Origin of the sequence: Simplicispira metamorpha (assembly GCF_004341365.1) — a bacterium.
GTDB classification, from domain to species: domain Bacteria; phylum Pseudomonadota; class Gammaproteobacteria; order Burkholderiales; family Burkholderiaceae_C; genus Simplicispira; species Simplicispira metamorpha.
This window is the reverse complement of record NZ_SLXH01000047.1, coordinates 1-11,298: the sequence shown is the minus strand read 5'-3', so window position 1 is coordinate 11,298 and position 11,298 is coordinate 1. Positions and strand designations below refer to the sequence as shown.

11 protein-coding genes are annotated in these 11,298 nt (G+C 63.0%); 4 read left to right on the top strand and 7 right to left on the bottom strand.

Annotation, left to right across the window (positions count from 1 at the left end; all coding sequences use genetic code 11):
- Nucleotides 1-443 precede the first annotated feature (443 nt).
- Nucleotides 444-2,156: a methyl-accepting chemotaxis protein gene (locus tag EV674_RS16835; RefSeq protein WP_132750505.1), complete on the top strand. Its 1,713-nt coding sequence runs from the start codon at nucleotides 444-446 to the stop codon at nucleotides 2,154-2,156.
- A gap of 83 nt (nucleotides 2,157-2,239) precedes the next feature.
- On the opposite strand, the gene EV674_RS16830 is transcribed toward EV674_RS16835, so the two are convergent.
- From EV674_RS16830 to EV674_RS16805, 6 genes are all read right to left on the bottom strand, one after another.
- Nucleotides 2,240-2,938, bottom strand: a complete 699-nt coding sequence (locus EV674_RS16830) for a DUF1294 domain-containing protein (RefSeq protein ID WP_132750504.1) — start codon at nucleotides 2,936-2,938, stop codon at nucleotides 2,240-2,242.
- A gap of 125 nt (nucleotides 2,939-3,063) precedes the next feature.
- Nucleotides 3,064-3,765 carry an ABC transporter ATP-binding protein gene (locus tag EV674_RS16825; RefSeq protein WP_132750507.1) on the bottom strand — a complete coding sequence of 234 codons (702 nt, stop codon included), beginning with the start codon at nucleotides 3,763-3,765 and terminating at the stop codon, nucleotides 3,064-3,066.
- Nucleotides 3,766-3,773: 8 nt separating this feature from the next.
- The gene (livG, locus tag EV674_RS16820; protein WP_132750503.1) at nucleotides 3,774-4,541 is read right to left on the bottom strand and encodes a high-affinity branched-chain amino acid ABC transporter ATP-binding protein LivG; all 768 of its coding nucleotides are present in this window, start codon (nucleotides 4,539-4,541) and stop codon (nucleotides 3,774-3,776) included.
- On the bottom strand, nucleotides 4,538-5,767 hold the full coding sequence (locus tag EV674_RS16815) for a high-affinity branched-chain amino acid ABC transporter permease LivM (protein ID WP_132750502.1): 1,230 nt from the start codon (nucleotides 5,765-5,767) through the stop codon (nucleotides 4,538-4,540). The genes livG and EV674_RS16815 overlap by 4 nt, the downstream gene beginning before the upstream one ends.
- On the bottom strand, nucleotides 5,767-6,693 hold the full coding sequence (livH, locus tag EV674_RS16810) for a high-affinity branched-chain amino acid ABC transporter permease LivH (RefSeq protein ID WP_132750501.1): 927 nt from the start codon (nucleotides 6,691-6,693) through the stop codon (nucleotides 5,767-5,769). Before livH ends, EV674_RS16815 begins: the two co-directional genes overlap by 1 nt.
- A gap of 117 nt (nucleotides 6,694-6,810) precedes the next feature.
- The gene (locus tag EV674_RS16805) at nucleotides 6,811-7,935 is read right to left on the bottom strand and encodes a branched-chain amino acid ABC transporter substrate-binding protein (RefSeq protein WP_132750500.1); all 1,125 of its coding nucleotides are present in this window, start codon (nucleotides 7,933-7,935) and stop codon (nucleotides 6,811-6,813) included.
- 228 nt (nucleotides 7,936-8,163) lie between these two features.
- Here EV674_RS16805 and EV674_RS16800 point away from each other — a divergent pair, with 228 nt between their 5' ends.
- The 3 genes from EV674_RS16800 to EV674_RS16790 all read left to right on the top strand — a co-directional run bounded on the left by EV674_RS16800 (nucleotide 8,164) and on the right by EV674_RS16790 (nucleotide 11,038).
- Nucleotides 8,164-8,997 (top strand): helix-turn-helix transcriptional regulator, encoded by an 834-nt coding sequence (locus tag EV674_RS16800; RefSeq protein WP_132750499.1) that lies wholly within the window; start codon nucleotides 8,164-8,166, stop codon nucleotides 8,995-8,997.
- A gap of 132 nt (nucleotides 8,998-9,129) precedes the next feature.
- Nucleotides 9,130-10,821, top strand: a complete 1,692-nt coding sequence (locus tag EV674_RS16795; protein ID WP_132750498.1) for an FAD-dependent monooxygenase — start codon at nucleotides 9,130-9,132, stop codon at nucleotides 10,819-10,821.
- 22 nt (nucleotides 10,822-10,843) lie between these two features.
- Nucleotides 10,844-11,038, top strand: coding sequence for a DUF2783 domain-containing protein (locus EV674_RS16790; RefSeq protein WP_132750497.1), 195 nt, complete (start codon nucleotides 10,844-10,846; stop codon nucleotides 11,036-11,038).
- On the opposite strand, the gene EV674_RS17860 is transcribed toward EV674_RS16790, so the two are convergent.
- Nucleotides 11,039-11,260, bottom strand: a complete 222-nt coding sequence (locus EV674_RS17860) for a zinc ribbon domain-containing protein (RefSeq protein ID WP_165887114.1) — start codon at nucleotides 11,258-11,260, stop codon at nucleotides 11,039-11,041. It lies immediately after the preceding gene.
- Between the last annotated feature and the right edge of the window lie 38 nt (nucleotides 11,261-11,298).

Below are 11,298 nucleotides of genomic sequence, written 5' to 3'. Positions count from 1 at the left end.
CCTGTAGCCACGGCTGCACCTCTACCGTCATCTTGACTTGCCACGTTGTTTTGACGCGTGGCACTTTACATCAAGTACTACGGCTGTAGTACTAGGCAAAGGCCCGTCAAGATTCAGAAAAGCTTGGGGGCCAGCCCATCAAATTCGCGTCAACGCCGGTGGGGCGCGATGCCCATTGCGGCGCATTTTTCAGAAACATAGATGCCTCATCAAATTTTTACATAAAATCATTTTTATCATTAAAATATGATAACTTTGGCAAAAATTGCAAAAGGTGGCGCTATGAAAAAAACCTCTTCTGCCCCCGCTCGCTGTCCCGGATGGGGGGTGCTTGTGCGCCATCGGCACGTGCGGCTGCATCGCTCCCACCCTTGAAGAAGAAACCCTCCCACACAGGGCCTGCCGTTGTCACGAAAGCCCTGGATTTTTCAAAGAAGATTCCCATGAGCAACCTGAAAATATCCACCCGCCTGACGGGACTTCTGGCCGTGCTGTGCTGCCTGGTTTTGCTTGTCGGGGGCATCGGTCTGCTGGGCATGGGGCAGTCCAATGCCGGGCTCAAATCGGTGTACGAAGACCGGGTGATTCCCCTCAAGCAAATCAAGATCGTGGCCGACATGTATGCGGTCAACGTGGTAGATGCCGCTCACAAGGTGCGCGATGGGGGCATGACCGCCGCGCAGGGCCTGCAGTCGGTAGCGGAGGCCCGCAAATTGATCGAGACCAATTGGAGCGCGTATCTGGCGACGAAGCTGGTGCCCGAAGAGAGCCGGCTGGTGGAGCAGTTAAGGCCGCTACAGGCCACGGCAGATGCAGCCACTGAGAAGCTGATAGGGCATTTCAAATCTGGCGATATGGCCGCTTTGACCACCTTTGCCGCCAGCGAGCTGTACCCGGCAATGGACCCGCTGCAAGACGTGCTGGGGCGGCTCATACAGGTGCAGCTCGACCAGGCCCGGATGGGCTACGACCAGGCAGCCGCCACGTACCAAACCATCTGGGTGCTTACCGCCGGCGCAGTGGTGCTGGGCCTGCTGTTGGCCATGCTGGTGGGCGGCTCCATGGTGCGCCAGATTTCGCGCCAGCTGGGCAATGCCGTGGACATTACCGATTCCGTGGCGCGCGGCGACCTCACCGTGTCCATCCATGTTCAGGGGCGCGACGAAATCGCCCACCTGCTCACCGGCCTGACCACCATGCGCGACAACCTGGCGCATGTGGTGTCAGGCGTGCGGGACAACGCGCAGGGCGTGGCCTCGGCCAGCGCCGAGATTGCCTCCGGCAACAACGACCTGTCGATGCGCACCGAGCAGCAGGCCAGCGCGTTGCAGGAAACCTCTGCGTCGATGGAGGAACTCAGCTCCACCGTCAAGCAAAACGCCGACAACGCGCGCCAGGCCAATCAACTGGCGGTCAGCGCATCTGCCGTGGCCGCGCAGGGCGGTGACGTGGTGGCCGAGGTCATCACCACCATGAAGGGCATCAACGACAGCAGCCAGAAGATTGCCGACATCATCACCGTCATTGATGGCATTGCGTTCCAAACCAACATCCTGGCCCTGAACGCTGCCGTGGAGGCGGCCCGCGCCGGCGAACAAGGCCGTGGTTTTGCGGTGGTGGCGGGCGAAGTGCGCAACCTGGCCCAGCGCAGCGCCGACGCTGCCAAGGAGATCAAGGCCCTGATCTCCGCCAGCGTGGAGCGGGTGGAAGAGGGCACCCAGCTGGTGGACAAGGCGGGCTCCACCATGACCGAAGTGGTGGGCGCCATCCGCCGCGTGACCGACATCATGGGCGAGATCAGTGCCGCCAGCAGCGAGCAAAGCACGGGCGTGTCCCAGGTGGGCGAGGCCGTTACGCAAATGGACCAGGTCACCCAGCAAAACGCAGCCCTGGTGGAAGAAATGGCCGCTGCGGCCAGCAGCCTGAGCCAGCAGGCGCAGGCCCTGGTGGGGGCGGTGGAAGTGTTCAAGCTCGACTCCACCCAGGCACCCCGCAATGCCCTGCCAGCGGGCAGCGGATTCACCCCGGCAAAGGCCCCACCGCTGCACCCCTTGGCACCGTCCGGCGCAAGAACCGCTTTGGCTGCCAAAAAGCCTGCGGCACCTGTTTCCCACCAGCCTGCCAAGGTGAACAGCGACGAATGGGAAAGCTTCTAGGCGCCACCCAGCGCGGGATGGTGCACTGTATTTTTAGGAATCAAATCAGCCTCTAGGCCAATATGGGTGAGCGATAGCAGCTATCAAGATAATAGTTTTTCAGGGCCGTGCCATAGCCACAGCACCAGTGCGCCGCAGTGCAGCCCGATGGTGAGCCAATACACCGTGCGGAACGAGGCTTTGCTGGTTTTGTGGCGCAAGTTTTGCTGTGCCCACCAAGCGGCGGGCCAGCCGCCCAGCAGCGACAGCAGGTGCAGTTGGTTTTCGCTGACACGCCAGGCGCCTGCGCGGGCGGCACTTTTGTCGTGGGCATACATCCACGCGGTGACCAGTTGCAGGCCCAGCAAGGCACCCGCACACCACAGCGGCAGGCGTGCGCTCCACAGCGCCCAGCCGACCAGGCCCAGCCAGAGCGGAACCAAAAGCATGACCACAGAGCGGCCACTGGTATGGGCACCTGTGCGCCCAGGGGGGCTGCCCCAGCGTGCGCCAGCACGCGAGTTTGCTGGTGGTTGGCGCATGATCGGCGTTGCTGTGGCGCGCCCCTGTGCTGGCAGCGCTGGTGCGCTGCGCGTATCTGTGCGGGGTCGCACGGCCATGGCCCGCGGGCCTTTGCCGCCGACGTGGATTTCTTCGTAATCGACCGCCATGCGCTCGGTCGGCTCGGGCGCACCGCGAAAATCGCGCACATGGAAGAAAACGTCTGCTGAAGTGCTGGGACTGCGGATGAAACCAAAGCCGCGCGATGCGTCCCAGCGCACGATAGTCCCTTGTTTTTTCATCTTTTCTGAGGATTAAATCAGGCTCTGGGCCAGTGCTGGTGCGCGCGAGCAGCTATCAAAATTGAATATTTGCAGCGTGCTGGCAAAGCAAGGCACTGCCTTGCCAGAACGCACTTGCCGGGCGCTCAGGCGCCCAGGTAGGCTTTGCGCACCTCGGGGTTGGTGAGCAGGTTGGCGCCGGTGTCTTCCAGCACCACATGGCCGTTTTCGAGCACATAGCCCCGGTCGGCAATGTGCAGCGCCTTGTTGGCGTTTTGCTCCACCAGAAACACCGTCACGCCCTCGCTGCGGATGGCCTGGATGATCTCGAAAATCTGGGCAATCACCAGCGGCGCCAGCCCCAGCGTGGGCTCGTCCAGCAGCAGCAGGCGCGGCTTGCTCATCAGCGCGCGGCCAATGGCCAGCATTTGCTGCTCGCCGCCGGACATCAGGCCCGCGCGCTGGTGGGCGCGCTCGCGCAGGCGCGGGAACAGGCCGAACACGTGTTCCATGCCCGCCTCGATGGCCGTTTTGTCCAGAAAAAAGCCGCCCATCTTCAGGTTCTCGGTCACCGTGAGGTCAGGGAACACGCGCCGCCCCTCGGGCGAGATGGCGATGCCCTTGCGCATGATAAGGTGCGAGGGCAGGTTGGTGATGTTCTCGCCCTCAAACCACACCGAGCCGCTGCTGGCGCGCGGGTTGCCGCACACCGTCATCAGCAAGGTGGTTTTGCCCGCGCCGTTGGCGCCGATGAGCGAGACGATTTCGCCTTGGCGCACTTGCAGGCTGACATCGCAGGCGGCGCGGATGGCGCCGTAGTGGGTGTTGATCTGGCGCAGTTCCAGCATGGGTTGCATCATTCTTCTCCCAGGTAGGCTTTGATGACGCGCTCGTCGCGCCTGATGGCGTCGGGCGTGCCCAGGGCAATGGGCCTGCCGTATTCCATCACCAGGATGCGCTCGGACACGCCCATCACCAAGCTCATGTCGTGCTCAATCAGCAGCACCGTCACGCCGTGCTGGTCGCGCAGCTGCTGGATCAGGCCTTGCAGGTCTTTTTTCTCTTGCGGGTTCAGGCCAGCGGCAGGCTCGTCGAGCATGAGCACACGCGGGCGCGTGATCATGCAGCGGGCAATTTCCAGTCGGCGCTGGTGGCCGTAGGCCAGGTTGCCCGCCTCGCGGTTGGCAAATTCGCGCAGGCCCATGGCGTCCAGCCATTGCAGGGCGGTGGCGATGGCGGTTTGCTCGGCCTCGCGGTAGGCGCGGGTTTTGAGCAGGCCCGCCAGCAGCCCGGTGCGCACATGGCGGTGCTGGGCTACCAGCAGGTTCTCCAGCACGGTCATGTGTTTGAACAGGCGCACGTTCTGGAAGGTGCGCACCAGGCCGTGTGTGGCCACGGTGTGGCTGCCCAGACCGGCGATGTTCTGTCCCTCCAGCGCGATGCGGCCCGTGCTGGGCTTGTAAAAACCGCTGATGCAGTTGAACACCGTGGTTTTGCCCGCACCGTTGGGGCCGATGATGGCAAAAATTTCGCCTTTCTGGAGCGAGAAGGCCACCTGATCGACCGCCAGCAGGCCGCCAAAACGCATGCTCAGGGCATCGACTTGCAAAATGGGCTGGCTCATTGCGGCACCTCCACGTGCTGGCGCTTCATGGGCAGCAGCCCTTGGGGGCGCCAGACCATCATCAAAATCATTACCAGACCAAAAATCAGCATGCGGTACTCGGAGAACTCGCGCGCCAGCTCGGGCAGCACGGTGATCAAAATGGCCGCGATGATCACGCCCAGCTGCGAGCCCATGCCGCCCAGCACCACGATGGCCAAAATCAGTGCCGACTCGATGAAGGTGAACGATTCAGGGTTGACGATGCCCTGGCGCGCCGCAAAGAACGCACCGCCAAAACCGGCAAACATGGCCCCCAGCGTGAACGCCGAGAGCTTGATCTTCATGGGGTTCAGGCCCAGCGAGCGGCAGGCGATTTCGTCCTCGCGCAGCGCCTCCCAGGCGCGGCCAATGGGCATGCGGATCAGCCGACTGGAAATCCACAGCGTGAGCACGGCCAGCGTCAGCGCCATCAGGTACAAAAAGATCACCATGTGCAGCGAGTTGAACTCCAGGCCCAGCATCTGGTGGAAGGTGGTGCCACCCTCCACGCTGGGGTTGCGTGCCATTTCCATGCCCAGCACGCTGGGCTTGGGGATGCCCGAGATGCCATCGGGCCCGCCCGTCCAGCTGGTCAGGTTGACCAGCAGCAGGCGGATGATTTCGCCAAAACCGAGCGTGACGATGGCCAGGTAGTCACCGCGCAAGCGCAGCACCGGAAAGCCCAGCACAAAGCCGAACAGTGCGGCAAAGGCACCGGCCAGGGGCAGGGCCTCCCAGAAGCTCCAGCCCAGCCAATGGAACAGCAGGCCGTAGGTGTAGGCGCCCACGGCATAAAAGCCGACAAAGCCCAAATCCAGCAGCCCGGCAAAGCCGACCACGATGTTCAGGCCCAGGCCCAGCATGACGTAGATCATGGCCAGCGTGGCGATATCGACGGCGTTGCGCCCGGCAAAGAACGGCCAGCTCACGGCCACCATCAGGGCAACCAGCACCAGCACGTTGCGCTGCGGGCCCGACACGCTGGGCAGCGATGGCACTGGCAGGCGCGGCAGCAGGCGCGCCAGCCAGGGGCGCAGCAACTGCGCCACAAACACCAGCGCGCAGGCCCAGAGCACAAAGCTCCACTGCGGCTGGATGATGGTGCGCACACCGGCGCGCTCCAAGTGCAGGCCAAAGATGGGAATGACCACCAGGGCCGTCAGCACAGTGGCCATGAGGGCATGGCGAATGGTTTGGCGCAGCATCACACCTTCTCCACTTCAGGTTTGCCCAGCAGGCCCGTGGGGCGGAACAGCAAAATCAGCACCAGCAGGCCAAAGGCGACGATGTCTTTGTATTCAGACGAGATATAGGCTGCGGCAAAGGTTTCGGCCACACCCAGCAAGATGCCGCCCAGCATGGCGCCCGGAATGGAACCAATGCCGCCCAGCACCGCTGCCGTAAACGCCTTGATGCCCACCAGAAAGCCGATGAACGGGTTGAGCTTGCCCACGGCCAGCGCAATCAGCACCCCGCCCACGGCGGCCAGCATGGCGCCCAGGATGAAGGTGAAGGAGATCACGCGGTTGGTATCGATGCCCAGCAAGTTGGCCATGTGCATGTCTTGCGAACAAGCCCGCGATGCACGGCCCATGCGCGAGTGCTTGATGTAGAGGGTGAGCGCAATCATCAGCGCCACGGCCACCACAATGATCATCACGCGCGAGTAGGGGATGTAGATTTCAAATGCCCCTTCAGCGCCAAAGCGCAGCGCACCGGGAATCAGCGACGGCACGGCCATATCGCGCGCACCCTGGCCCAGAGCCACCCAGTTTTGCAAGAAGATGGACATACCGATGGCAGAGATCAGCGCCACCAGGCGCGGGCCGTGGCGCACGGGCTTGTAGGCCACCTGTTCGACCACAAAGCCATACACGCCCGTCAGCACCACGGCCACCAGCAGCATCAAGCCGATGATGACGTACACCGGCAGACCGCTTTGCGTGCCAATGGCCGAGAGCGTGACCAGGCCCACGTAGGCTCCGATCATGTAGATTTCGCCATGCGCGAAGTTGATCATTCCGATGATGCCGTACACCATGGTGTACCCGATGGCAATCAGCGCGTAGATCGCACCCAGCGACAGGCCGTTGAATAGCTGTTGTATCAGCTGCGGCAAGAGTTCAGACATGCAGGGCCATCCGAAATAAGAAAAGGGCACAGATATGCCCAGGACAATGAATAAAGCAACAAGGCATGGCCCTGCTGTGAAGTAGCAGAGCCATGCCTTGCGCGTAGGGGCGAAATTTTACTTGGCGGCGATGGACTTGCTGCCGTTCTTGTGCCACTGGAAGACCTGGAAATCAAAAGACTTCAGGTCGCCCTTTTTGTCCCAGCCAATGTTGCCGATGGCGGTGTCAATGTTGCTCTTGTGCAGGTGGTCAGCGACCTTGGCGGGGTTGTCACCCACGGCCTTGATGCTCTCGATCAGTGCTTGTGCCGCAGCGTAAGACGACAACTGGAAGGCGCCCGAGGGGTCGCGCTTGTTGTCCTTGAAGGCCTTGACGATGGCGGCGTTCTTGGGGTTGGCGGCAAAGTCAGCGGGCAGCGTCAGCAGCATGCCTTCGACGGCGGGGCCAGCAATGGCGTTGACTTCAGGGTTGCCCACGCCCTCGGGGCCCATGAAGCGGGTTTTCAGGCCTTGCTCTGCCGATTGGCGCAGCAGCAGGCCCATTTCAGGGTGGTAGCCGCCGTAGTACACAAAGTCGATGCCCGCGCTCTTGAGCTTGGTGATGACTGCCGAGTAGTCGCTGTCGCCGGCGTTGATGCCCTCGAACAGCGCCACGTTGATGCCGGCCTTTTTCAGGTCATCGCGCACCGAGGCGGCAATGCCCTGGCCATACGATTGTTTGTCGTGCAGCACGGCCACTTTGGCGGGCTTGACTTTTTCGGCGATGAACTTGGCAGCGGCGGGGCCTTGCTGGTCGTCACGGCCAATGGTGCGGAAGATGAAGTGGTAGTTTTTGCCTTCGGTCAGGCCGGGCGATGTGGCCGAGGGCGTGACCACCACCACACCTTCGTTGTTGTAGATGGGGGCGGCTGCAATGGCTGCGCCCGAGCACACGGGGCCGACCACGTAGCCAATCTTGGCGTTGATCACGCGGTTGGCGGCCACGGGGCCTTGCTTGGGTTCGCAGGCGTCATCGACCGCGACCAGCTCGATTTTTTTGCCGTTGATGCCGCCAGCCGCATTGGCCAGCTCGACTGCCGTGGTGGCGCCTTCCTTGACCATGTCACCGTACTGCGTCAGGGCGCCGGTGGTGGGGATCACCATGGCGATCTTGATGTTTTGGGCGTGTGCGGTGGACAGCAGCATGGTGCCAGCCAGGCTCAGGGCGGCCACTACGGTGTGCATGCGAAACGGGGTAGTCATGGGGGTTTCCTTCAACAAGAAGAACAAATTCAAAAAAGCGAAAACAGGGCGCTGTAGGCGCTGCGCGGTTCCGCTAAAGCCGCGCAGCTTAGTCTATTCAGAGGCTGGTCAACTACAGGGCATACGGGCTGGCGTCCAGAGGGGCTTTGCGGTATATGAGCGCCGGTTTTCCAGGGCGATGGCCTGCCGGGGCGGCAGTGCTGCGGTGCCTGGGCTACAGTGGCGCCCATGTCCAGCCACTGGTTGCTTTCACCGCCCCGCGTCCACGGCTTGCAGCTGCCGCTGCACGGCGCCAGCGCCCTGCTGGAGAAGCTGGGTAGGGGCAATAGCCACGCCGTGGCCGAGGACTTGCTGCACCTGCTGGGGCGGCAGGTGCCGCTGGCGCAGTGCGCTATTTTTACCTTCCGGGGCCAGGGCAGCCCGCAATTGGTAGGGCTGGGCGACCGCGCACGCACCCACGGGCTGGCGCTGATTTCGCAGGACTACGTCACGCGCTTTTACCCGCTCGATGGCAGCCAGCGCGTGATGCAGGCCGAACAGGCCAGTGCGCGCCACACCAGTGCCAGCCCGGTGCGCGTGCTGCTGCACCGCCAGCGCAGTACCGATGTGCAGCATCCGGACTACCGTGCCGTTTGCTATGAGCTGCCCCGCTTGGTCGAGCGCCTGTCCATCCTGGGCCCGCAAGAGGGGGGGCGCTGGCTGTCGGTCAACCTGTACCGGGGCGAGGAGCATGGCCTGTTCGACGATGCCGCCATTGCCACCATCGAGGCCTACGCCCCGCTGATCGTGCAGGCCATGCGCCTGCACTACGCCGCGCAAACACTGCAAGACGATCTGGCGGGCCTGGTGCTGGCGCGGCTGCAACAGCGCTTTGCCGGCCTGACGCAGCGTGACCTGGACGTGGTGCGCGGCGTGCTGGAGGGCCTGTCCACCCCGGCACTGGCCGAGCGCCTGGGCCTGACGCACGAGAGCGCGCGCACCTACCTCAAGCGCGTGTACCGCAAGCTGGGACTGGCCGGGCAGCGCGAGTTGTTCGCCTTGCTGATGGCGCCGCAGGCGTAGCGGGCACTGGTGCGGGGCGTTGCTGGCCATGTCCCCAAATGGGGACGCGCTGGGCGGCGGGCGCTTTTTACACTCCACGCTCCCCCTGGCCGCAGCGCTGCGGCGCAGCGCTTTTGTAACGGAGACAACACCATGCACCAGCCGACGACACAAGCCCGCCCTTCCATCTATTACCCCTACCAGGTGTTCCAGCCCTGGCTGGCCTCACAGCACCCGGCGCAAGAGCGCAAAAAAGTGGTGATCGTGGGTTCGGGCCCTGCGGGCATGGTCACTGCACTGGAGCTGGCCCGCCACGGCGTGCCCAGCGTGGTGCTGAGTGCCGAGTTGCAGTTCTCGCAAGGCAGCCGCGCCATCGTTTTCACGCGCCGCTCGCTGGAAATCCTGCAACAAGTGGGCGTGGCCGACCGCATGGTCGCTGGCGGCCTGCCTTGGCGCTTTGGCAACTCGTTCTACCGCAACCAGCTGTGCTTTCGCATGGAAGCGCCGCACGATGCCGACGACCGCTTTGGCCCGCTGCTCAACGTGCAGCAGCAGTTCATGGAAGAGTACCTGCACGATGCCTGCGCTGCCAACCCGCTGATCGACTTCCGCTGGGGCAACAAGGTGGTCAAGGTGGAGCAAAAAGACGGTTACGCCAGCGCCACCGTCGATACCCCCGAGGGCGAGTACCAGCTCGATGCCGACTGGCTGGTCGATGCCTCGGGCGGGCGCTCGCAAATCCGCGACAACATGAAGCTGTGGATGGAGGGCTCGTCCTACGAAGGCTTCTTCGTCATTGCCGACATCAAGGTCGATTTGCCCCTGCCCACCGAGCGCCTGGCCTACTTCGACCCGGAATGGAACCCCGGCAACACCATCCTGATGCACCGCGAACCCCACAGCATCTGGCGTGTGGACTACCAGCTGCCCGAAGGCGAAACCCCTGAGCAAGCGCTCCACCCCGAGTCGCTCAAGGCCCGCATCGACGCGCAGCTGGCCATGATCGGCTTCCCTGGTATCGAATGGGAAATGGACTGGAGCTCGGTGTATTCGGCCCGCACGCTCACGCTGACCGACTATGTGCATGGCAATGTCATCTTCACCGGCGACGCCGCCCACCTGCTGCCCATTTTTGGTGTGCGCGGGGCCAACACGGGTTTTCAGGATGCGCAGTCGCTGGGTTGGCACTTGGCTTACACCATCAAGGGCTTGGCCAGTCCGCAGCTGCTGGCCAACTACAGCGCCGAGCGCGTGGGTGCCGCACGCGAAATCATCGAAGAATCGGGCAAGAGCGTGCGCTTCATGACGCCGCCCAGCGCAGGCTTCAAGCTGCTGCGCAATGCCGTGCTGTCGCTGTCGCTGTCGCAAGCGTTTGTGCGCCCGCTCTACCACTGGCGCACCTCGCGGCCGCACGAGTACACCCATTCCATGCTCAACAGCCGGGGCGATGACAACGCGCTGTTCACCGATGGCCCCGCCCACGGTGCGCCGCCGCGCAACATCCGCCTGGGCAGCAACGACTTTTTGCTCGACCACCTGGGCGGTGGGTTTGACCTGCTTTACTTCACTGACGCTGCTGCCATCCCCGAGTCGCTGCAACAGGTGGTGGCCGCTGCCCGCGCCCGGGGTGTGGCTCTGAAGGTGATTGCCGTGGGTGCTGCCCAGCCCGTGGCCGGCGCCGACCACACTCTGGCCGATGCCGATGGCCACCTGCGCCAGCGCTACGGCATGCGTGCCAACGGCGGTGCGTACCTGCTGCGCCCCGATCAGCATGTGTGCGCGCGCTGGCTGACCCTGGATGCCGTGCGCCTGCAAGCAGCCCTGAATGCGGCATTGCCCCAATAACACCATTTGAGAGACAAGCACCATGAGCACCACTTCCCATGCCCTGAGCATCCCCGGCCTGGAAACCGTCTATGACACCCTGGCCACCGCCATTGACCAAGCGGGCCCTGAAAAATCCCAGCTGTTTCTGGTCAAGCTGGCGCTGCTGAACGCCAACGCCCTGGGCGATGCAGACGTGTTTGCTGCGCACATCGCCAGCGCCCTGCAAGACCTTTGACTACTCCCCGTCATGAATGACGGGGATTCTTAGCGCATTGGCGCAGCCCCCATCTTCATGCGGAGTTCCTTCTGCAAGACGCGCTAGCCCGCGCGCGAGAATGTTTTTTGCAGCATTCCTGTCGCGGTCGTTTACCTCGCCACATTCGCTGCAAACCCATTTTCTTAGTACTACAGCCGTAGTACTTGATGTAAAGTGCCACGCGTCAAAACAACGTGGCAAGTCAAGATGACGGTAGAGGTGCAGCCGTGGCTACAGGA

Excerpts from the sequence above, each read along its gene's own strand:
- EV674_RS16835 (WP_132750505.1), top strand. The coding sequence starts at position 444 with ATGAGCAACCTGAAAATATCCACCCGCCTGACGGGACTTCTGGCCGTG.
- EV674_RS16830 (WP_132750504.1), bottom strand. The coding sequence starts at position 2,938 with ATGAAAAAACAAGGGACTATCGTGCGCTGGGACGCATCGCGCGGCTTT.
- EV674_RS16825 (WP_132750507.1), bottom strand. The coding sequence starts at position 3,765 with ATGCTGGAACTGCGCCAGATCAACACCCACTACGGCGCCATCCGCGCC.
- livG (WP_132750503.1), bottom strand. The coding sequence starts at position 4,541 with ATGAGCCAGCCCATTTTGCAAGTCGATGCCCTGAGCATGCGTTTTGGC.
- EV674_RS16815 (WP_132750502.1), bottom strand. The coding sequence starts at position 5,767 with ATGCTGCGCCAAACCATTCGCCATGCCCTCATGGCCACTGTGCTGACG.
- livH (WP_132750501.1), bottom strand. The coding sequence starts at position 6,693 with ATGTCTGAACTCTTGCCGCAGCTGATACAACAGCTATTCAACGGCCTG.
- EV674_RS16805 (WP_132750500.1), bottom strand. The coding sequence starts at position 7,935 with ATGACTACCCCGTTTCGCATGCACACCGTAGTGGCCGCCCTGAGCCTG.
- EV674_RS16800 (WP_132750499.1), top strand. The coding sequence starts at position 8,164 with ATGTCCAGCCACTGGTTGCTTTCACCGCCCCGCGTCCACGGCTTGCAG.
- EV674_RS16795 (WP_132750498.1), top strand. The coding sequence starts at position 9,130 with ATGCACCAGCCGACGACACAAGCCCGCCCTTCCATCTATTACCCCTAC.
- EV674_RS16790 (WP_132750497.1), top strand. The coding sequence starts at position 10,844 with ATGAGCACCACTTCCCATGCCCTGAGCATCCCCGGCCTGGAAACCGTC.